Source organism: Bradyrhizobium zhengyangense (assembly GCF_022012555.1).
In the GTDB taxonomy this organism is placed as follows: Bacteria; Pseudomonadota; Alphaproteobacteria; order Rhizobiales; family Xanthobacteraceae; genus Bradyrhizobium; species Bradyrhizobium zhengyangense.
In genome coordinates this window covers 168,582-190,256 of the sequence record NZ_JAKLTZ010000011.1, presented here as the reverse complement: position 1 = coordinate 190,256, position 21,675 = coordinate 168,582, and the positions used below count along the sequence as shown (strand labels likewise).

Below are 21,675 nucleotides of genomic sequence, written 5' to 3'. Positions count from 1 at the left end.
TCAGCGCGGCGGCGATGCGCGAGTCCGCAAGGCGTGTGGGTTTATCGTTAGCGCTCGGTTAACGAGGCTCTCGAGCGCCCTTTGCCGCGCTCCCTTCGTTTGCGACTCTGGCCGTATTGGCTCGCCGGAACGAAATTGGTCCGGCCAGACTGCCGGGGATCACCAATATCGCGGATCGGCCCGCTTGAGCGACGCGCACCCTTTGATGCGCAGCGCTGTCTAACCCCGGTCCGGTGCACGCCGAAGCCCGGCGACCCGAACCACCGACCAACGAGGCTTAGACCGCGACCTTAGACCAGAACTGCGGGTTTTGCGGGGATTGCATCCTGACCCACTGATAGTTGGTCTTCGACCACGGCCGGACATTTGCATTGAGATTGTCGACGACAACGTCGCCCGAGCGTGTCCTGACCACGAGAACAAGATGATGCTCGCCCCAATTGGTCACAACCTCCGCCAGCAGCAAGGCACGCGCCGGCCACCCCTTCTCAAGCAGCGCATGGCGCTTGGTGACGGCGTAGTCGTTGCAGTCCCCTTGCGAAGGCGCAACGATCCATTCTTCGCCGACAACGCCGCGCTCGTTGCGAACCGGCCTAATCGATCGGTTGACGTCGGAGTTAATCTTGACGAGATCGGCGTACCTTTCCGGCGTCAACTTCACACCGCCGCCACGGAACACGAGCTTGTGCGTTTTGCAATCTGAGGGATAGCGGAGGCAAAAATTGATGTGAGCCATAGGTGGCAGCACAGCGCCTGCGAGCTTGATCCGCTCAATCTGGTATTTCAGGTTGATCGGTGCACCGACCATTGCAGCTCGCGTATCCTGGATGGACAGAACGACACCGAACAGCAACGCAAAGCAGATGAAGAATTTGCGCAACATCCTGCGCTCCCCAAGCATAGTGATCCCTGAGACAGCAGTAGCAGCGACAATTTAGAAACGCGTTTGGGCGGACTGTCGGACTTGCTTCAAACTATGCAGGTCTGCACCACGGTTCGTTAACCAATGGCGAGTAGCCGCTGTCAGCTGTCGCGCTCGTCTTTATGAGCGCGCGCCGGGGAGGAGGTCTCTTCCAGCTGTAACTTCTCGAGCAGAAGATCGGTGACGATCTTGCGGAGCCGCCTGTTTTCCACGGTCAGCTCTTCGACCAGGCGATGCATATGCTCCGCGCTCGACTGTCCTTCGGGCCCGAAAGGATCCAAATGGATCGCCCCCTCGCCGCTTGCGGACTCCCCTGGCCGGCGCGGAAGCCTGCGCCAGCGATGCAAAGTCATCACGCTGACACCGAGCGCTTTGCTGATCTGGACCTGGGAATTGCCCGCCTCAGCCAGTGCGTCAGCGTGGCTGAGCTTGAGGAATATTTCCTGTCTCGAATGCTTCTTCATCGATTTCGAAGGTCATCGAGCCTGCAACTTCGAGGCGGTGCAGCACGATCGCTGCAGCGATCAGCCATCCAGGCAATGCGCTAACGATAACTCAACAAAGTTAACATAAGGGAACCCCGGCAGGAACCGCACCCCAATTGCTGGTCAATACCTGGCTCGCCCGCCTAGGGGCGGCTTGGCGGGATTTAACGCAGCTGGCTCACAGCTTGATTAATCGAAACGCATTGGACAGTTTCGTGCGATCGCCGGCCGTGCGCCGGCTGGACAAACCAGGGACTTTCGGGGCACCACATGCGGCGACGAGACCTACTGGCCGGCGGTCCGGCTTCGTTATTGGCCGTATCCGATGCATTCGCCCAATCACCACCGCGCGCACAGCCGACAACCTCTCCGCATCAGGTCGACGTGCGACGCGATTTCGGTGCGATCGGCGACGGTGTGGCTAATGATTGGGCAGCCATCGAGACCGCCGGACTTTATCTGGAGCGCCTGGGCGGCGGCCGGCTGTATTTCCCGACAGGCCGATATCGGCTCCCCGAATTCGCCAAGAACATCTCAATCCGCAACAACGTCGAGTACTATGGCGACGGGCACAGCTCAGTCATCATTGGATCGAACGCGGCCTTCATCAGCCCGCAAGGTGCTGCCTTCGGACGGACAGCCTACCACTCCTACAGATACATGCCGATCAGCGACATCGGGACCGGTGATCAATTCATCGAATTGCGAGATGCGCGCGATGCGGCGCATTTCAAGCCGGGCGACATCGTCATTGCGCGTTCCGTCAACGCGATCGTCACACCGGGCGACATCCTGCCCTATTACGTTGAGATGAACCGTGTCGTCGGCGTCGACGGAGCCCGGCTCCTGCTCGAGGATCCGGTCGATGACGGCTGGAAAGGCCTGATCGTCGCGAACGTCACCAAGCACATCGCGCAGGGCTACAGCATCCATGATTTGCGGATCGAGTGCGACAATGGATATCCGCTCTTCATCCAAGGAAGCTACAAGAGTGTCATTCGGAACTGCTGGACCCGCGGCAATGCCGTCGCTTGCTTCAATGCGTTCACACGAAGCGCAGCACACGATATCAATGCCACGGTTCTGTGGAATGCAGCTGGAACGCAAGCTTCGTTGTTCGAGGTTGAAACCGGCTCCGTACGCGCCAATTTTCACGACATCGACGTTTACATGGCAGGCTCTTCGAAGCCTGGAACGCAGTTTCCCTTGTTCTACTGCCAGGAATTCTCACGACGAACGTTGATACGAAACATCCGGGTGGCCGCTGCCGGTCTCAACGTGGGCATCGTGTTGCAGATCATGAGCGGAGGCCACCGGCTGGAGAACATCGAAGTCACGGCAAGATCAATCGACAAGGTCCTCGACTATTTTGTACCCGATCCGAGCGAATATCAGCTCGGCCATCTGGGGTTAACGCTTGCCAATACCTCGATCGAAACATTCGATCCTGCAAACGGATTCCACCACGGATTTATTCTGCACAACGATTACAACGACGGACAGGTTCAAAACGTAACGATACGTCATTGCTCACTCCGTGGCGCGACCGATCAAAGCGAGCACAATCTGATATGGTTCTACAAGGGTGATCAACGCAATGTTCTGTTCGACAGCGTCAGTGGACCAGGCTGCGTGACGATGGATCCGCCTCCCGGCTCGATCCGCCCGGACAAGCCTTATCAATTTCACAGCGTTGTCTTACGCAATTGCGATTATACTCACATAGCCTCACAGGAAGTGCTCGACCAAAGCCGGCTTGTGTCCTGCGCGCGAATCTTCGGCCGACTGCCTTCAACAACGAGGCGATCCCCGGAATCATCCTGGTCGAGCCCAGTAGCAATACCAGAGCTCACCACGACCATCCCATCCGCCCCCTCGATCTGCAGGGGGGACTCGATCCTGATCGAATTGTCCGCCTGGTACGACCCGCTGCCGTTTCCCGCTTTTGTCCAGCTCAAGGCAATGGGAACCGTCGCCGCCACGTTGGCGCTCACGCCGCGCCAATATCAGGACATTCGCTTGATGCTCAAACTTGAGTTCGTCGGCACATCGTTTCTCCGGCCAGACAAATACATCATCCGCGGACCGATCATGATCAACAATACGATGCTCTCGAACTGGAGTGGCGTCGCTGGTTCGCTCGCGACGCAGAAGCCGAACGCAATCGAGCTGCTCGCATGGGTCGAGAAGCCGGCCGGCTCGGTCGGCGCGATTAACGTCGGAAGCGCCAGCATGTCATTTCGAGCGATCGAGGGTATTGTCTAAGAGCACCACTTAAGCCAGAGCAGCCTCGTTGGCTGCCCCAAGTGTTCATCGTTCGCCCTGCACCACCTGCCCAGCCGAGATATAACTGTGGGTCGAGAACAACCGTGCACTCGTCAGTCTGGATCGCGCCGCGCGCGCCGAATAATCGGTGCGACAGTTTTCACGCTCCATGAGCCATCACTTCGCCATGCCACCAAGCGGGTAACAATCGTCCAACTCCGCACGCAAATCTGACGCGGTGTCCGGCCTCATCGGACAGAGACCTAGATCTGACTTCAGTGCCCGCCTGACGCTCGGCTTTTCCGAATTTTCGCAGATGACCCCGAGTTCCTAGTTGACCGTGCGACGGGAGGGCTTTGCGAGCGGCTTGGAGCGTCGCGCTGCCTCGGCGTTCTCGACACGCTCTCTCAGTTCGAGCAATTCCCGATATTGGATTTCGAGAGAGTCTTGCTGAGACTTGGTTGCCTGCGCTCGGTAGTTTGTTACAGAGCTGGAAGAATACCTGATCATGAACTTTTTGCCTGCCCAATTGACGCAAGTAGGTTAGTGGCGAAAGATGCTGACGAAGTTTGCCAATGGCTCAGATAGATGGCCGGGATTATTGAAGGCGGCAAGCAATCCCGTTTGTTAATATTGATGTCGGCGCAAAAGCTTAAACCTGGAACTGCCGCATATTTCGGAGTCGTCACGAGCGACTTGTCTGTCCGCAACCGTTTCCGACGTTCGCCGATAGAGCCCCATGCCGGGGCGGACGCGCAAAGTATCTCCATTTAGGGCACACAGCGCGAAGGTCCTGGCACAAACTGCCTAGCGAGGGTCCTGCGCACAGCTGGGGCGTTGCGGCGCACATAGTAAATACCTGTGGGTAGAGTGATATATTCCCTCGCCGCGCCACTTCTTATCCCATGATTTGCGAATCACCGGATCAAGGGGCTCGCCATGGAGGTATGTGACTTTGAATCGATGTCCGTCGATGAGCTATGGGTCATCCATCAGGAGTTGACGAAGAAGCTCGCTCAGATGATCGAGGCGGAAAAGCTCAAGCTCGAGCAAAGGCTTCGCGCGATTGAAGAACCGAGCCAGGCTTGGAGACCAGATCGCCGCCCCTACCCCGCCGTGCTTCCCAAATATCAGAACCCGAATAACCCGAGCGAGGTGTGGTCAGGACGGGGGAGGCAACCGCGCTGGATAGCTGCCAAGCTCCAGGCTGGCGCGCATTTGGAAGAATTTTTGATTTCGGAGGCTCGCGGACCTGGACTTCGCCAGGAATAATTGATGTGGACGCTTCGATCGCGTCGCTCAGGAACGATCTCGCACACGGTACGTCCTCGTTGGCCCCACTGAGTTTTTTTTCCAGGCGATTGCGGCGCCCGCCGAGATAAGCCGCCTGGCTCATCGGCAAGATCACAGGCCGGACATTTCCGCACCGAACGTTTGCGGCGATAGGTCCCGATCTGAACTTCAGTTCCTGCAAGCCGATTAAATCATGGTTAGGATTGGCGTGCTCATTCTCACCGTGTGCATTTTCGGCTCGAGGCCATGCCGTATCTAATCGCCACTTATCCAATCGCCCTCCTGTGGTCCGTCTTTGTCGCCGGCGTGTTCGTCGGCTACGCCATCCGTGCGCTCATTTCGATGCGGCGCCGAAAAATCGCCCGCACGAGAAGGCACGATCTCTCTGGAGACTGATCCGGATTCCACGGCAATGGCCGCTGCGGTGAGAGGAACCCAGTTGCGCAGCCCCTGCCCGGTACTAGAGCGGTTCACAGATTTATTGAATCGGAAGGGATTCCGGAGCTGGGGCGAATATGATTCAAGATGCTGGCTGGGCTGGAGGCCAGCATCCGATGGTCCGACCAATTTCCAACGATTTACGCAAGCGCGCGGTATCCGCCGTTTCCAAAGGTGAGAGCTGCCGATCTGTGGCGGAACGGTTTGGCGTTGCGGTCTCGTCAGTTGTGAAGTGGTCACAGCGTTATCGAACGACCGGCTCGGTAGCGCCCGGCAAGATGGGTGGCCACCGTAAGCCTGTGCTTGATCCGCACCGCGCCTTCATCGTCGAGCGGATCACCGAGACGCCGCACCTGACGCTGCATGGTCTGAAGGCGGAACTGGCAGCCCGCGGGGTCAAGGTCTCACACAATGCGGTCTGGCTGTTCCTGCGCCGGGAAGGGCTGCGGTTCAAAAAAAACACTGTTCGCCCTCGAACAGGCTCGCGCCGACGTCTCTCGTAGGCGCTTGCGTTGGCGATCCTGGCAGGCCGGGCTCGATCCGGGCCGGCTCGTCTTCATCGATGAGACCTGGATCAAGACCAACATGACCCCTTTGCGAGGCTGGGGACCCAAAGGGGCCCGCCTGCGCGGCTTCGCTCCGCACGGTCACTGGCGTACCCTCACATTCCTCGGCGCGCTCCGCCATGACCAACTCACGGCACCCTGCGTCTTCGACGGCCCAATCAACGGTGAATGCTTCTAGAGGGCTCCCAAGTTTGCTGAGATGACTTCGGAGCGCGGTCGTAACACCGCAGGATCGATGTAGCGGCTCCCTGGGAAAGGTGCAGCCGTCCTTGAGCCATGATAACTTGCGATGGCACCGCATCACCGGCAGATGGCACCGCCCCCTTGCTTGCCGCGGTTGATCGACCGAGGCCGCGGGCTCTCTGTCTTCTGGTTGCGAACACGTGACAGACGCCCCGGTACGTTCCCCGACAGCCTTGCTCTGTTGATTGCTCGAGCGCAAAGACCCCGCCCGGCTGGCGCGATCTCGGTTGAAACGCCTGCGCGTCAGCGCGGAATGAGTGGAACGAACTCGTTGCGCTCTAACTCAGGACCCATTCGCCGCTTAAAGACGAGAAATCCCTTGCTTGTAGACACGATGTCGCCCGGCTCGAGGGTCGGGTCATTCATGGCCCGCTCCAGGGCGTGCTCAGCGGCTATTTTCGCCAGATCCTGTTCGGCGGGAGCCGGCAACCCGAGACGTCGCTCGCGACGTTCGGCAGCAATCCGTCGACGAGCTTCATCGATCCGCATTTTCCATTCTTCACGGGACATTTCAGTCGACGTCTCGCCCGCTGGCCCTCCTGTCCCGGACCCAGCCGTTTGTTCTGCAAGACACGCCGGCCCGCTCAGCGCCAAGGACAGAGTCGTTGTTCCAACTTGCACCCACAGGCGAAAAGACATGTCCTCTGTCCGAGCTTGGCTCCGCGCGCATGGGGGCGATCGTCACAGGCTTGACCAGCCGAACAAGCGCCTATGACTAGCAATCGCATGAGCGGACTAGCCGCAATCTACTTTGCTGCCCGAAAGCCAGCAATGACAACGACGCTATGATCAGGACCACGAGCGGTCAATTGTCCGACTGGCTGAAATGGCCAGCAAAACGCGTCAGCATTGCGGATTTGACAAATTTCAGATGAGCGACAGACGCGGCAAGTTCCTTGAGCCGCCTCTGACCATTGGAGATTTCGGCGGCAAACAGGTCCTGATGATGATTGTCCAGCGCTTCCCGCTCCAGATATTCATCGTCGCCATTGCCGAATGTCACGGCCGCGCGTGCGAGCGCATCTTCCACGCGACTGCTCAGTCCCGCCTGCTCGGTTTCGGCGGCCTGCAGAGCCCCGTCAATCGCCGTCATGATCGAGGCAACACGCGCGCGATCTGTCTCTGCATCGCGTTCGGCCGAACGCGCTCGGAAGCGCTTTTTCTGTGCGAGCGGATTGCTTGCTCGGGCTTTCAGAAGAAGCTGAAACATCTGGCATATCCTGTTTGTGCCCTGGCCCAAGATCGACCCGCCATGGTTAATAAAGGGCTAAACTGGAAACCGGTTCAGTGCGGCTCCGCGCGATCCAGACGCGCCAAGCATCTTCATGCCTGGTATACAGTTCGGACCATCGCTCGACGTCCACATGGTTCGAACCGGTGCCTCCGATTGCGCTCCCTTCCTCCGCCCGAGAAAGAGGATCGTCGAGCATTTCGAATTCTGCGGTTTCCTCGCGCGAAAGGCCGATGAGGACCCGATGTCCATCGGCATTGACAAAATATCGACGTGGTCCGGCGTTCCAATGAACAAGCATTTTGGCCCTCAAGATTCCGGCTTCCAAAAACGCGGCTCTGGAATTCGCCTTGACGCGACCCGACATGGCAGCGCTTCAAATGGTCGAAGCCGTACAAAACTCAAAATATGCTGAATTATAGGACGTCCGGCGAAGCCGCTGCAAGCGTGTTCATCACCCGAGGTAACCTGGAGAGCCGCACCGCCAGAGCCAAGCGTTAACAGAAAGCGTTGACAGGGTCCGGCGGCACAACGGGACGGCCGGTCTCGCTTCGGGGCGGTAACGTCAGGGCTCATTGATGCACGATCGTATCGAAGCGTCTCACAATTCAGCCTGTCGCGTCCCCCTTCGATCGCGCTCTCATTCCACTCGATGGGGCAGGTTGATGACGCCCAATGAACGTGGGCGTTCGCCCAGGAGGCGCAACCAGGCGGCGGCCGATGACTGCCATTGCAGGAAGCACCAGCGCGCGGCTTCCACGCGCTGCCAGTGCTGGTTGTCGCGGACCACGCAACTACGCAGAAACGCAACTGCAGCCTTTCCAGCGGAATTTCTCTCGGTGCGGTGTCCACATCCGCAATCCAGTTGTTCAGCATCAGCTTTGGACGCTCAAAAGCCTCGTTGTGACGTCCCTCATTGGCCTGACCGGTGCGGGGCAGGTCGATCGTACTCCCACATGATGGAGACGCCCCGGCTCCGTAACACGCGGCGCGTCCATTGAGATTGCGTTGAGGCCCGAGGCATAACGTCCCAGCCGTTTGGCTCCTTCCAAATCGAAGTCAAACGCAGGACGCTCGACCAACTTGCTTCGTCGTCATTCGCTTCGGGATGCACGTCCGTATATCCGCGGGCAAACGCGACGCATGACGCTGCGTGTAAATTTGAGCGGCCAACTTATTGCGCGGCGACTGTTGCGAGTTTTCGCGCATACTCATTCTCCGCACCGGGCTCCCTCAAGGTCCGCCCCCACCAAGCAAAGACGTCGAGCGATCATGGGTGCGGCTTTCTCAATCCAACCGGATTGAAGACTTGGATGATCATGGCGCAAACCCAGATCTTTGGAGATCACCGACTAATGGAGTTCGCCAAGTCTTTAGTTTCTCTCGAGTAAGCAGAGATCGGGCGAATGCCTGAAGCCATCAAGCGCATGGCGCTGCGCCATCCATGGCGAAGAAGGAGCCTACATGAGGGCCGCGACTCATTTCGCTGCGATCAACTCGCCTGTTCCAGCGATTGATTGACGCGAAAGTAGGCGCGCGTCGGCCTGACGGCACCCCGACCCGCAGTTGAAGCAGCCGAAAGAAGGGCGCCTCAGAATCTCGCCGACATGGCACAGTTGGGACAGCAGAAAGGCCCGCCTTCGGGCGGTTCATTTGGTTGCCGCGACACCCGTCGTGATATGGTCACCGCGAGCAGATCAAACCACTAGGTAGCCCTGGACGAGCAGCTCGACGGCGCGGCCGCGATGACGCCTGCGCTCGCCAGCAGAATGACGACCCGATGACGAGGCAGGCCTGAGGCACTGGCGGTTAGTCGGCTGCGTCTTGATGCCCTTGAGGATCGCCGTGACGCTCATAGCTTCACTGCGTCGTTGTTCTCGAAGTCCTCGCTCTCAGGATTGATGCGCGCCGGCAGCATTGCCAGGTGTGCTTTGATCTGTGACAATTTCACTGGCGCAAATCCGAACACGTCGACGCCGATGTCGCAGCTCTGATTATTGCCCGTAAGCTTGCCATGGTGGTGTCCATATAATTGAAGTGTCGTCGGCTTACGCGATCCGGGCCAGCTCAGCATCGGGTAATGGCAGAGCACCAACTTCGTTGATTCCACCGTCAGGAACGCGATGTCCTTCACCCATTCCCAACCGAGGCTCTTGGTGACATCATCGTCGTGATTGCCGGCAACCAGGTGTTTGCGACCCGGCAGGGAATCAAAAAGCTTGCGCAGCGACCTCGGATCGGCGCGGTGCGCGAAGTCTCCGAGGAAGATGACATCGTCGTCGGCACGCACGACGGATAGGTAGGCCTCCGTCATCACTTCCACCATCTCGCGGCCGTTTGCGAACGGCCGGTTACACATCCGGATGATGCCGTCGGCCTTGTCCGGAGACGCGTGGAAGAAGTGGGGGTCGGAAATGAAGTACGTAGTCATTCATGGCCTCCATTCCGGCTTGTACTTCGGCTCCAGCTCGATCACGAGCGCGGGGTCGAAATTCGGGTTCTCGCGGCCGGTGGCGTGGCGCGGGTCCGGGTAGCCGCGCGGATTGCAGACCACGCGCGAGCCGTTGCTGCCCACGACATAGTCCTGGGACGAGTGGACGTGACCGTGGATCCAGAGCGCTGGCGCGTTGTCGCTCTGCATGAGATGATCCAGCGAACTCGCGTAGCAGTGGTCAAGCTGCGCGAACTTGTGCGGTTGCTCCGGATCCCATCCCTGCAACGAACGATACGACGGACACATGTGGGTGACCACCACCGTCTGCCCGTCGAACGATTCAGCTAGTGTCTGCTCGATGAACGCAACCGACCGCTTGTGCGCGTCGATCGTCATGCCCGGCGTCAGCTTATCTTTGCCGCGACCGCGTCCGACCTTGATCTCGGTGTAGTCGCGCATGTATTTTTTGGCGTCCATCACAGCCTCGCCGAACATCATCCACGGAGGGCGCGCTTCGAAAGACGGCCAGAGCGTGCTTCCGATAAATCTGACGCGCTCTCCGTTGATCTCGGGCACCACGATTTCATCGTCGAGGAAGCGAATGTCCAATTCATTCGCGACTTCGCGCATCCGGACGCGCTCGCGCTCCCATGTCGTTTTCAGCGTTGGGTCGACCGCGAGCAGCTTCGGGTTGGTTTCCGAATAGAAATCATGATTGCCGGCGACGTAGATCAAGGGCCTCGACCGGTCCGGATACAGTGTCCGCAGCAGCCGCAGCCCGTGCGATCCGGGCGACATCACGTCGCCGGCGACAATTGTCACATCGGCTTGGACGTCTGTCGGCCAGTCAGCGATTTTGTTGCTCTTAATATCGTCGTGCAGATCGCTAACAACGTGGATCCGCAACATTGCACGCTCCTCTCCAGTGGAAGGCACGAAAAATCGGTCGATCCAAAATAGCAGATATCCGGTTAATTATGTTATAACATCAGAGAACTATGTGCAATTATGGACGACATTGTTGTCCTGACGAACGCGACAGTCTCCTCATCCTCATCTTTACCATGGTCGCGTCATCGGCGAGCGCCGCTTTAAGATCGCGCTGGCTCGGCCTGTCGCCCGACGTGGCGCCGGTGGACGCCGCTCCTCTGCATGTCGCCAACGAAACAGAGGGGCTTTAACGGCCTTAAACGCGGAAACTCAGTGGCCTTAATCGCGCAAACGATGGCTCGCGGCTAGTCAGCCTTCATGGATTTGCGGGTCTGCTACACCTGTGCTGGAAGTCGAAATTCGCAAAAGGACCAGATACATGCTATTAGGTTATCTTAACGACACCAATCGCAGCTGTAGATCGTCGCAGGTTGAGCAGGAAGGCCTCGTGCGACTTATCGCTCCCGGCACGTGCGGCAGCGAGGACTGAGGGATTCCGATGCTACAGCGCATCCGAGTAGGCTAGTAATCCAATCACTGATCCGCCCCGGGTATGCCGCAGGCTCCAACTCCTGAGAGGATGGAGCCATGACAAGCAAGACGACGAACCAAGTTTTCACCCGAGGTCCGGGCCCGTGCGGTTCGAATGGTTCTGGATCACGCCAGCGAGCATTCCTCATGTTGGGCGGCGGTAACCTCGATTGCAGCCAAGATCGGCTGCACGCCGCAGACGTTGCATGCCTGGGTCGAGAAAGCCGAGGTCGGCAGCGGGCCGGCGTTCCGGCCGAGAAGCTGAAGGCGCTGGAACGGGAGAACCGCGAGCTCGGCAGGCCAATGAGATCATGCGCTAAAATAGGCAAGCGCCTATTCTGCGATGGCGGAGCTCGACCGCCGATGCAAGCCATGATCGCCTCATCGACGATCATCGTAGGGCGCATGGGGTCGAGCCGATCTGCAAGGTCCGCTCGACCTACCACGCCCATGTGGCCAAGCAGATCGGCGCGGGCCATGGCGCAGCTCCGAGGCTGTCGAGCTCGCCACCCTGGAATGGGTCGATTGGTTCAACAACAGAAGGCTCCTCGAGCCCATCGGCAACATCCCGCCGGCCGAAGCCGAGCAACGCTACTACGCCATGCTGGAACGCCCCGACATGGCCGCATAACTTAAAACAAATGGCCTCCGGCAAACCCGGGGCGGTTCAGCCTGACTCTTTCTGACTCTCAAGATGCGTCCGCGCTGAAGCCGCTTAGGCGTATCATTTTCAGAGACAACATGCGTGTGCAGGCTGCTGAGCTGCGTGGCCGCCCCAACTAGCTGACCGGGTCGCTTGCCAGAATGGAGTCAAAAACGAAAGAGGCCGCCAGTGAGGCGGCCTCCAAACTCGCGAGCTGCGCTGGCGGACACTCAGAAGGGCGGCGTCCCCGGCCCCGAGCCCGGGCCAAACGGGCCGCGTTGGTTGCCCGGGCCTTGGAGGCCGCCGAAGATCAGTCCGCCGACCCATTCGACGGCATCCTTGATGGCGCCGCCGATGGCACGGAAGGCGTCGCCGAGCCAATTGCCGCCGACGACCGCTTCGAGTTCCGTATCATTCAGTTCGATAATTTCAGGGTTGGCATGTTTTGGGTTCAGCATGTTGGTCGCTCCTCTTCAAATGATGGATGTGATGAATGGTTTGAACGTGGGGCTTTCAGCGGTGGAAGATGCCACCGGGCAGCCAGGGGTTCGGACCCATGGGCTGATGGGTCGTGATCTTCCCATCCACGATCCACGGCCCGATGCAGCCTCCGTCATTGATGAAGCCGCCGCACACGGAGCTCAATTCGCGCTCGTCCAACTCTCTACGGTCTTGGTTGCAAGGCTCGGTCATTTGTGTCTCCCGCTGTTGTGAGGGTCCATCCCCTCTCATCTCGTGGCCACAGCAGTACCGAGGCCTCTGCGCTTAGACCGTGAGACGGGTCACAGAGGTGCCGCCGGGTGGGCTTTTGGAGCGGGAACCGAAGCGTTCGGCCTCGGAGAGGCCTTGGCTCCCGCCAATCAAAGGCGGGAGCGAATGGAATTCAGAACCCCGGTCGTCGCGTCAACAACCTGGAGGGCCTGCTGGGATTTTGCCAACGCTACAGCCGATCTGGTGCATTGGTCGGGAAGTTGCGCGATCTTCTTACGCTGGCTGGAAAGAATATTGGTCGACTGCTCGATGGCAAACTTCACCACATCCCGAGTGGGGTCGTTTTCGCCGACACTCGTCAGCTCCTTCTCGATCGTAATCAGATATTCGTAACTGGATAGCTCCTGGGAAATCTCGACGAGATTTTGCACGGTGGCCTTGACGCAATCCGCGTCCACAGCAGGAATGTCGGTCCGTTTGGAAGTTTGGACGAGGTCCGCCATCAAGCCAGCGAACATTGGCCTGAGATCTTCGACGCGCTTCAAGTCGGCAGGGCTCAGGACACCGGCCACGCACATTTTGGTTGCGACCAGCAATCCCAAGCATTGCAACGCCAGTCGGGTGGCAATCACGCGAACTGCTCCGGCACGTTTCACGCTGTCCGCTTGCCATCTCATGAGACGCTCGAATTTTTTGCGTCAACAAGCCCGCCGTCCTCGAGGCCGACCATAGCGCTGCGCAATGGAACCCTCAATCCTATTCTTTCCATAACCCTTGCACGAGCGCTGGGAATCGGACCGTTGTAGGAAAATCGTCTCCTATGTATCATTGGCGCTTGCTCTGGTCTTTGCAGGCCTATCTTTGACAAACCAAGAGTTATTGCGCCGAGATCGTTGCGAGGGATTTCAACCGTGACCGACGGTCCCGACCATATTTTCCGTGCAAGCGCGTTGCAGCGCGCGGCGTCTCCGGACGAACTCGACCATCTCGTCGCGATTACCAAGCCGGCCGACTGGATCCTGGCCGTCGTCGTAACGGTCGCACTGATCGCGGCGCTTGTCTGGGGGATCTACGGCCGGATTCCCTCGCGCGTGTCGGGACAAGGCATTCTGGTCGGTAGCGGCCGCGTTGTCGATGCAGTCTCTGCCGCGGAAGGGCGACTCGCCTCGCTCAGCATTTCCGTCGGGGACCATGTCGAGCGCGGTCAGATTATCGCGCAGATCTCGCAGACCGATATCGAGCAGAAATACGCAAACGCGGTCGAGGCCTACAAAGAGCGCCAGCGAGAGCATGATGACATGGCCGGTAGGGTGAGGTCGGAGCTCGCCGTCAAGGCCGCCAATCTCGACAAGCTCGAGGCGGCCTTCAACAAGGTCATCGAGGCAACCGGGCAGCGCGTTCAATCCCTGGACATCGACGTGAAGAATCTCGAGCAGCTCATGGTCAAGGGCCTGACCACGCGAAAGACGCTGGAGGACCGTCGTCTCGAGTTGACCGAGGCGCAGCAGCGGCGAACGGACTCGCAGAACGAGATCCTCAAGCTGCACGCGCAGCAATCCGATCTCGAAACCCAGCGCGAGCACGAATTGCAGCAAGCCGAATTCGCGGCCAACAACGCGCGCCGCGAGATGCAGGCGCTCGCCGGGACCCTGGGACGCAATTCGCAGGTCATCAGCCCGATCACGGGTCGCGTGCTGGAGATCAAGATATCGACCGGTTCGGTCCTCGCCGTCGGCACGGCGGTCGTCGCGATTGAAGATGAGGGTTCGAAGCTCGAGGCGGTCATCTATATCCCTGCCGAGCAAGGCAAGAGCGTCAAACCAGGCTCTCAAGTGCGCATCGCGCCCAGCACCGTCAAGCGCGAGGAGTTCGGCATGATGATCGGGACGGTCTCCAGCGTGTCGGAGTTTCCCGTGACTCCGCAGGGAATGACCGCGGTGCTTCACAACGATCAATTGGTCAAGGTGTTCTCCCACGACGGGGCGCCCTATGCCGTCACCGTATCGCTGGAAAAGGACGACTCGACGACGAGCGGCTATCGATGGGCTGTCGGTCAAGGACCTCCGGTGCACCTGACCAGCGGCACGCTGGCCCAGGCCGAGATCACCACCCGGAATCGGCGTCCCCTCGATCTCGTTGTTCCTCTCATCAGGAAGCTGACCGGGATCGATGGATAGCTTTGCCAAGCCTAGTCCAGGAGTCAAGAAAACACCCACTGTCCTGCAGATGGAGGCGGCGGAATGCGGCGCGGCCTGTCTCGCCATGGTGCTGGCGCATTATGGGCGGTGGGTGCCGCTCGAGCAGTTGCGTGTCGAATGCGGCGTATCGCGCGATGGCAGTAAGGCCAGCAACGTCGTCAGGGCCGCGCGGCGCTTCGGCCTGTCCGCGAAGGGATTCCGGCAGGAATTAGCGACGCTGCGCGCGACGCCGACGCCCTGCATCATCCACTGGAACTTCAACCATTTCGTCGTTCTCGATGGGATCGATGGAAAGTTCGCCTACATCAACGACCCGGCCTTTGGGCGCAGGCGAATTGGCCTCGACGAGCTGGACAGGAGTTTTACCGGCGTCGTGCTCACCATGGAGCCGACGGCAGCGTTCGTCGCGCAAGGAAGCAAGCCTGGCGGGCTGCGCCTGTTGGTCCGTGAGCTGCGCGGCTCAAAGGCGGCCGTGGGGTTGCTCGTCCTGCTCAGCTTCGTCATGGTCATTCCGGGCCTCGTGGCCGCGAGCTTCTCGAAAATCTTCATCGACGATGTCCTGATCCAGCATCTGGACGGGTGGTTGCGTCCGCTGCTGGTCGGCATGGCCGTCACCGCTCTGATCCGTACGACCCTGACGCTGCTCCAACAATCGCTGCTGTTGCGGCTGCAGACCAAGCTCTCGGTGGTAATGATCAGCCGGTTCCTGTGGCGGGTGATGGCGTTGCCGATGGAGTTTTTCACGCAGCGGCACGCCGGCGATATCGCAACGCGCGTTGCGGCCAACGAACAGATTGCGCGGCTGCTTGCGGGCGGCATTGCGGCCAACGCGCTCAATCTCACCTCGGTCGTGTTCTTTGCGTTCGCAATGGTGGTCTACGATCCGTGGCTTGCCGCGATCTGCGTCGCCCTCTCGATGCTCAACGTCCTGTCCTTACGCCTGTCGCATCGGCGCCGGGAAGACCTCAGTCGTGGTCTTTCGCAAGAGCGTGGAAAGTCTTTGGGAGCGGTGGTCAGCATCGTCAGGACCATCGAGACGATCAAGGCCAGCGGTCTCGAGGACGAGGCTTTCGGACATTGGTCCGGTGTCCACGCCAAACTTCTCAATGCCGAGCGCGAGCTTGCCTCCTCGTCGATCCTGCTCGATATGATCCCGACCCTAATCTCCGGATTGAGCATGACGGCGATACTCATCCTCGGCGGCCTGCGGGTGATCGAAGGATCGCTCACGCTCGGCAGCCTCGTCGCTTTCCAGTCGCTGATGGCAAGCTTCTCGGAGCCCGTCGCGACGCTGGTCAATCAGGCCAGCTCCTTTCAATTGATCCGGGGCGCCCTCGATCGCCTCGAGGATGTCTACAACTATCCGCTGGGCGACAAGCCGAAGCAGAACGGATCTGAAGGACGCTTTCCCGCCAAGCTTGCCGGGCGCATCGAACTGAAGAATGTGCAGTTCGGCTATTCACTGCTTGAACCTCCCCTCATCTCCGAGCTTTCGATCAACATCAGCCCGGGATCGCGCGTGGCTATCGTTGGCGCGTCCGGAAGCGGTAAATCGACGCTGGGACGCCTGATTTGCGGCCTCAACAAGCCTTGGGCCGGAGAGATAATGATCGACGGAGCTCTGCTTGCGGACGTTCCACCCGAAATCCTCGCCAACTCCATCGCCTATGTGGATCAGGATATCTTCCTGTTCGAGGGCACCGTGCGCGACAATCTCACGCTCTGGGACCGGACGACGCCGGACGCCGATCTCACCAGAGCGCTGAAGGATGGGCAGATCCAGGGCGAGATTGCCATCAGGGCCGGCAATTACGATTCCTATGTGAGCGAGGGGGGAACGAATTTTAGCGGCGGGCAGCGACAGCGCATCGAGATCGCGCGCGCCCTCGTCGGCCGCCCTTCCGTTGTCGTTCTCGACGAAGCCACGGCTGCGCTCGATCCGGTCACCGAAAAAGCAATCGACGAAAATCTGCGCCGCACCGGCTGCACCTGCATCATCATCGCACATCGTCTGAGCACGATCAGGGATTGCGACGAGATCATCGTGTTGAGGCAGGGCAAGATCGTGGAGCGGGGGACGCATGAAAGCCTGCTGGCCCAGCATGGCGAATATGCGCGGCTGGTGTCCCAGGAATGATCCCTCCGGCTGAAAACATCGTGTCTGCTGCGAGCCTCGTCAGGTCGGCGGAACTTCCGATTGGTCTGACACTCGATGGTCGCAGGCCCATTTCGCTCAATCACCACGGTTACGTGTTCGAGGTCGTCACCGGTTATCTCGATATCTTCGCGATCGATACCGACGAGGGCGAATACGGCAAGAGACACCATCTCTTTCGGATCGAAAGCGGCGACATCGTTGCCGATCTCCCGGAGATCGCCGCATCTACGGGAGGGGGCGCAAGCTTCATTGCAGTGGGGACCGAAGGCACGAGCGTGACGGCGCGGTCCAGATCCGATCTGCCTCCCGCGCAGGTCATGCGCTGGATCGAACGGCTCGCGCGCTTCGTCGCGGGGCCTGCACCGCTGTGGCAAATGCCCGAGCTGCCGGAAGGCAAGGCCGAACTTGCACCGAACGAAGGCGGCCGCGGCCCCATGCGTGGTCTGCTATGGCTGACCGTGAAGCGCGGCGACCTCAGGCTGATGGGCGTTTCCCCTCCATACGCGGCCGGAAGCCAGCCTCTGCCGCTCACGTCAGGCTTATGGGTCGAGGCGGGCGCGGAAGGCTGCGGCGTGGTCGCAGACGGCGCAGCGCCGGCCGCGATCTGGCCGGCGGTCGATCAGTGTCACCAGAGCTTTGCAGCCTGCGTCGAGCGCATTCTGGTTCACGAGAGGCAAAGCGAGAGCGAGCGGCTGACGAGCCGACGTGCCCTCGCGGCGTCGCAGTCCATGGAAGCCTTCGATCGCCTGTCCGGCATTATCGTGCGGCGCTTCGATCATGAGGCGGTCGATGCATCCTATTCCGATCGACTTGCCGGCGCCTGCCAGCTCGTCGGAAGCGCGATGCGTATGCCGATCGCGATCTCCGGGCGGGCGGATGGCAGCCGGCAGGAATTCGCTGGGCTCGCGCAGATCGCGCTGGAGTCTCGGCTGCGGCTCCGGCAAGTCCTGCTCCGGTCGGACTGGTGGAGAACCGATGCAGGCCCGCTGGTCGGCTGGTTCGGCGAGAAGCGCGAGCCCATCGCCCTGGTCTATGAGCCACTTCGCGGCTACGTGATGATCGATCCACTGACGAAGGCACGCCTGTCGGTCAATCGCAGCGTGGCGGCAGAAATTGCTCCGGAAGCGGCGATGTTGTATCCGCCGCTGCCGTCAAGCCCGCTGAAGTTCAGGGAGCTCCTGCAATTTGCCTTGCGCTATGCGCGTGGCAGCGGACTGCGCATCGCCCTGGTGGTCGTGGTGATCGGGCTTCTGTCCCTGGTGACGCCCTTCGTCACCAATTTGCTGATCAGTTCGATCATCCCGAGATCCGAACTCGACCAGCTCGTCTTTTGTGGCCTCGCGCTGGGCCTGACGGCCCTTTCGGTCGCCGGCGTCCAGGTCATGCAGGGCCTTGTCATGCTCCGCATGGAAGCCCTGATCGACTGGCGATTACAGTCGGCGATGATCGATCGCATCCTCAGGCTGCCAACTGCCGTCTTCCGGAAATTCACGACGGGCGAGCTGGTCGACCGCGCTATGGGCATCGACACCGCACGCCGTGCCCTGACCGGCCACGCGCTCCGCGGCATGATCGCCGGCCTATTCTGCATCTTCAGCCTCGGCTTGATGATCTACTATAGTCCGAAACTGGCGCTGCTCGCGATCGGGCTGACATTCGTCAGGGCGGCCGCCATCATCTCGACCAACCTGCTGCGGCTCTATTTCGAGAACAAGCACTTCAACCAGCAGGGCAAGGTCAGCGGTTTCGTCCTCCAATTGCTGACGGGCGTCGGCAAGTTGCGGGTGTCCGGGGCGACCGGCCGCGCGCTTGCGATCTGGTCAAAACAGTTCGCGACGCAGAAGCAGTATTTCGTGTCGTCGCAGCTCGCCAGCAACGGCCTGGGCGCGTTCGAGACGGCATTTCCGACGATCGCGACGCTGATCATCTTTGCCTATGCGTCCTATTCGAACAGCAATCTGCTGACGGATCTCGGCAGATTCTTCGCCTTCTTTTCCGCCTTCGGGCAATCCATGGGGGCCGTCGGATCCTGGGCGGGTGGCGTCAGTGAAGCGCTGATCGCAATACCGCCACTGCTTCGGTTGCGCCCCCTCATCGCCAGCCCGACGGAGATCTCTGACGACAGAAAGGCGCCGGGGGAGCTGTCCGGATCGATCGAGCTCGCGCGCGTTTCGTTCCGCTATCTTCCAAGTGGCCCCCTGGTGCTCGATAACGTCTCATTGAAGATTGCGCCGGGCGAATATGTCGCGATCATCGGGCCCTCGGGAAGCGGCAAGTCGTCCTTGTTTCGGCTGCTGCTGGGTTTCGAGTGGCCGGAATCGGGCGCGGTGTTCTACGACGGAAAATCGATCGAGACGCTGGATGTGAGTGCTTTGCGACGCCAGCTCGGCGTTGTCTTGCAGAGCGCGCGGCTCGCGAATGGGAACATCTACGAGAATATTTGTGGCGGACTTCGGCTTCCGCTCGACCAGGTGTGGGACGCCGCCCGGCTTGCGGGAATCGAGGAAGACATCAAGGCCATGCCAATGGGCATGCTGACCCAGATATCGGAAGGCGTCAGTACCCTTTCTGGAGGACAACGGCAGCGCATCATGATCGCGCGCGCCATCGCGCGACGTCCGCGCGTCCTGCTGTTCGATGAGGCGACGAGCTCGCTCGACAACCGATCCCAGGCCATCGTCAGTGATGCGTTGGAAAATTTGAACGTCACCCGAATCGTCATCGCTCACAGGCTGAGCACCGTCAGGAATGCGGATCGGATCATCGTGCTGGTTGACGGCAAGATCGTCGAAACCGGGACGTTCGAGGAATTGACCGCCGCAGCTGGTGCCTTTGCAGCATTTGCGCAGCGGCAGATGCTTTGATCCCCGGCAGACCCACTCTCCACTCACTCAAGGAAGCAAGTCGAACCCGTGCTTACGCCTCGGAGCCTAACTCAACGGCGGTCCTTCCTGACCTCTCCCAAGATGGTGCCCGCTGAAACTGCAGTGCGGAACCGGGCCGTCATATGCGCAGAAAGAACGGTCTCGGGCCTCTGTGACCCTTCTCACGGTCTAAGCGCGCGGGCCGCGGTATTGCTGCGGCCACGAGATGAGAGGGCATGGCCCCTCCACAACAGCGGGAGACTGAAATGACCGAGCGTAGCAATCAAGACCGTAGAGAGTTGGACGAACGCGAACTGAGCTCTGTGTGCGGCGGCTTCATCAATGACGGAGGCTGCATCGGGCCGTGGATCGTGGATGGGAAGATCACGACCCATCAGCCCATGGGTCCGAACCCCTGGCTGCCCGGTGGCATCTTCCACCGCTGAGAAACAACGCGTTCAAACAATCCATCACACCCATCATTTGAAGAGGAGCGACCAACATGCTGAACCCAAAACATGCAAAGCCTGAGATCATCGAACTGAACGATGCAGAACTGGAAGCAGTTGTCGGCGGCAACTGGCTCGGCGACGCCTTCCGTGCCATCGGCGGCGCCATCAAGGATGCCGTCTTATGGGTTGGCGGCTTCATCGCTGGCGGCTTGCAGGGCCCGGGCAATTTGCGCGGCCCGTTTGGCCCGGGCTCGGGGCCGGGGACGCCGCCCTTCTGAGTTTGCCAAGCCAGTGCTGCTCGCGAGTTAGGAGGCCGTCTCACGGGCGGCCTCTTTCGTTTCGGCTGAAGACTAAATTCTTGCTACGAGCCCGCTCATTGCGGTAGCCGATAAAAGTCGCTTTAAGCTGAGCTCTGCAAAGCTGCTTGGACGGAGGGTCGCTCAGTGAGAGGCCGGAAGCTGCATCAAGCTGCGCCTCGTTATACAGAAGCCACGGGAGCGATGGGCGCACCGACAGCAGCCCTACACCTGGAACGCGGTGTCCAGAGGCTCGCGTGTCAATCGGCCCTTTAATTGCGGTTTGTTGTCAAGCTACCATTCTTCCTCTCTCCAGTGAAACGCCGGTAGCGATTGCTCCGTCGGAGCTGGTCAGGTTGCGGAGACGGAGCGATCGCGGATGGCGAGACGATTGCCTAGCGGGCTTGGCAATCGACGTCGTTGGCGGCTTCGTCGGGTTGGGTTGATGTCGTAGCTGGGGTCATGGTCCTTTCCGAGGTCGCGAGCGCCTCATGATGATGTCCGGATCGGGCGCCTCAACGTTTGCAGCGGAGTGCGGGCGAACCGCCACCGGCCGATTGACCGAGGTCACCACGACCACCGTCCCAGCGGGACATCGCCAGTCCGGCGGACCGGACCAGGAACTTGCGAGCAAATATCAGATTGGCTTCGGCCGGCCCCAGTCGAACGACGTGCCATCGACCCAGATGCAGTGGACAATCACGGCGATCTTTCGGGCGATGGCGACCTTTGCCTTCTTCATGCCGATCCGCTTGGCGAGCTTCATGCCCCAGGCCTTTAGGGAAGACCACTTTTTGGTTCGATAAAGAAGGACAGTGGCGGCCTCGAACAAGTAAGTTCGGAGAAGCCGGTCGCCCCATCGAGATATCTTTCCGTTGGTGTCGGTTTCGCCGGATTGGCTGCGCCTCGGCGTAAGGCCTAGTTGCTTGCCGAGCTGGCGAACAGTCTCCAAGGATCCGGAGTTCAGAACCTGTTGGGTGCGATATCATAGATGAGAATTCGAAACGCCCAGCTA

16 protein-coding genes, 4 pseudogenes and 1 other annotated feature are annotated in these 21,675 nt (G+C 59.9%); of the genes and pseudogenes, 10 read left to right on the top strand and 10 right to left on the bottom strand.

Annotated elements, in window-relative coordinates; translation table 11 throughout:
• Window positions 1–277: 277 nt before the first annotated feature.
• Window positions 278–883: a transglutaminase-like cysteine peptidase gene (locus L6639_RS31785; RefSeq protein ID WP_237865452.1), complete on the bottom strand. Its 606-nt coding sequence runs from the start codon at window positions 881–883 to the stop codon at window positions 278–280.
• 140 nt (window positions 884–1,023) lie between these two features.
• On the bottom strand, window positions 1,024–1,386 hold the full coding sequence (locus tag L6639_RS31780; RefSeq protein WP_237865451.1) for a helix-turn-helix domain-containing protein: 363 nt from the start codon (window positions 1,384–1,386) through the stop codon (window positions 1,024–1,026).
• A gap of 291 nt (window positions 1,387–1,677) precedes the next feature.
• On the opposite strand from L6639_RS31780, the gene L6639_RS31775 reads away from it, so the two are divergent.
• From L6639_RS31775 to L6639_RS31765, 3 genes and pseudogenes are all read left to right on the top strand, one after another.
• On the top strand, window positions 1,678–3,672 hold the full coding sequence (locus L6639_RS31775; RefSeq protein ID WP_237865450.1) for a glycosyl hydrolase family 28-related protein: 1,995 nt from the start codon (window positions 1,678–1,680) through the stop codon (window positions 3,670–3,672).
• 939 nt (window positions 3,673–4,611) lie between these two features.
• Entirely contained in the window at window positions 4,612–4,944 is a 333-nt protein-coding gene (locus L6639_RS31770) for an H-NS histone family protein (protein WP_237865448.1), read from the top strand.
• Between the two features lie 575 nt (window positions 4,945–5,519).
• A pseudogene (locus tag L6639_RS31765) lies at window positions 5,520–6,144 on the top strand (IS630 family transposase); the annotation flags it as partial.
• A 311-nt stretch (window positions 6,145–6,455) separates the two neighbouring features.
• Here the strand turns inward: L6639_RS31765 and L6639_RS31760 are convergent.
• The 5 genes from L6639_RS31760 to L6639_RS31740 form a co-directional block, all read right to left on the bottom strand.
• Window positions 6,456–6,722: a hypothetical protein gene (locus L6639_RS31760; RefSeq protein ID WP_237865446.1), complete on the bottom strand. Its 267-nt coding sequence runs from the start codon at window positions 6,720–6,722 to the stop codon at window positions 6,456–6,458.
• Window positions 6,723–7,017: 295 nt separating this feature from the next.
• A complete protein-coding gene (locus tag L6639_RS31755) occupies window positions 7,018–7,422 on the bottom strand; it encodes a hypothetical protein (protein ID WP_237865444.1) in 405 nt (134 codons plus the stop codon).
• 46 nt (window positions 7,423–7,468) lie between these two features.
• Window positions 7,469–7,810: a hypothetical protein gene (locus L6639_RS31750; protein ID WP_237865443.1), complete on the bottom strand. Its 342-nt coding sequence runs from the start codon at window positions 7,808–7,810 to the stop codon at window positions 7,469–7,471.
• Between the two features lie 1,485 nt (window positions 7,811–9,295).
• Window positions 9,296–9,874 carry a metallophosphoesterase gene (locus L6639_RS31745; protein WP_237865441.1) on the bottom strand — a complete coding sequence of 193 codons (579 nt, stop codon included), beginning with the start codon at window positions 9,872–9,874 and terminating at the stop codon, window positions 9,296–9,298.
• Window positions 9,875–10,786 (bottom strand): metallophosphoesterase, encoded by a 912-nt coding sequence (locus L6639_RS31740; RefSeq protein WP_237865438.1) that lies wholly within the window; start codon window positions 10,784–10,786, stop codon window positions 9,875–9,877.
• A gap of 609 nt (window positions 10,787–11,395) precedes the next feature.
• Between L6639_RS31740 and L6639_RS43550 the strand changes: the two are divergent.
• Window positions 11,396–11,805, top strand: a pseudogene (locus tag L6639_RS43550) (transposase); the annotation flags it as partial.
• Window positions 11,669–11,780, top strand: a sequence feature (AL1L pseudoknot). It overlaps the preceding pseudogene by 112 nt.
• Window positions 11,805–11,969, top strand: a pseudogene (locus L6639_RS43545) (IS3 family transposase); the annotation flags it as partial. The pseudogenes L6639_RS43550 and L6639_RS43545, both read left to right, overlap by 1 nt.
• 242 nt (window positions 11,970–12,211) lie before the next feature.
• Here the strand turns inward: L6639_RS43545 and L6639_RS31730 are convergent.
• Both L6639_RS31730 and L6639_RS31725 read right to left on the bottom strand, forming a co-directional pair.
• Complete coding sequence (locus L6639_RS31730; RefSeq protein ID WP_237865437.1) at window positions 12,212–12,439, bottom strand: hypothetical protein; 228 nt, start codon at window positions 12,437–12,439, stop codon at window positions 12,212–12,214.
• Between the two features lie 402 nt (window positions 12,440–12,841).
• The gene (locus L6639_RS31725) at window positions 12,842–13,369 is read right to left on the bottom strand and encodes a hypothetical protein (protein ID WP_237865435.1); all 528 of its coding nucleotides are present in this window, start codon (window positions 13,367–13,369) and stop codon (window positions 12,842–12,844) included.
• Window positions 13,370–13,603: 234 nt separating this feature from the next.
• Between L6639_RS31725 and L6639_RS31720 the strand changes: the two genes are divergently transcribed.
• The 5 genes from L6639_RS31720 (at window position 13,604) to L6639_RS31700 (ending at window position 20,642) form a co-directional block, all read left to right on the top strand.
• The gene (locus L6639_RS31720; RefSeq protein WP_237865434.1) at window positions 13,604–14,869 is read left to right on the top strand and encodes an NHLP bacteriocin system secretion protein; all 1,266 of its coding nucleotides are present in this window, start codon (window positions 13,604–13,606) and stop codon (window positions 14,867–14,869) included.
• On the top strand, window positions 14,862–17,027 hold the full coding sequence (locus L6639_RS31715; protein WP_237865433.1) for an NHLP family bacteriocin export ABC transporter peptidase/permease/ATPase subunit: 2,166 nt from the start codon (window positions 14,862–14,864) through the stop codon (window positions 17,025–17,027). The genes L6639_RS31720 and L6639_RS31715 overlap by 8 nt, the downstream gene beginning before the upstream one ends.
• Window positions 17,024–19,912: an NHLP bacteriocin export ABC transporter permease/ATPase subunit gene (locus L6639_RS31710; RefSeq protein ID WP_237865432.1), complete on the top strand. Its 2,889-nt coding sequence runs from the start codon at window positions 17,024–17,026 to the stop codon at window positions 19,910–19,912. Before L6639_RS31715 ends, L6639_RS31710 begins: the two co-directional genes overlap by 4 nt.
• Window positions 19,913–20,178: 266 nt before the next feature.
• On the top strand, window positions 20,179–20,358 hold the full coding sequence (locus tag L6639_RS31705) for a hypothetical protein (protein WP_237865429.1): 180 nt from the start codon (window positions 20,179–20,181) through the stop codon (window positions 20,356–20,358).
• 56 nt (window positions 20,359–20,414) lie between these two features.
• Window positions 20,415–20,642, top strand: coding sequence for a hypothetical protein (locus L6639_RS31700; RefSeq protein ID WP_237865428.1), 228 nt, complete (start codon window positions 20,415–20,417; stop codon window positions 20,640–20,642).
• A 655-nt stretch (window positions 20,643–21,297) separates the two neighbouring features.
• Here L6639_RS31700 and L6639_RS31695 read toward each other — a convergent pair.
• Window positions 21,298–21,600 (bottom strand): annotated as a pseudogene (locus L6639_RS31695) (transposase); the annotation flags it as partial.
• Between the last annotated feature and the right edge of the window lie 75 nt (window positions 21,601–21,675).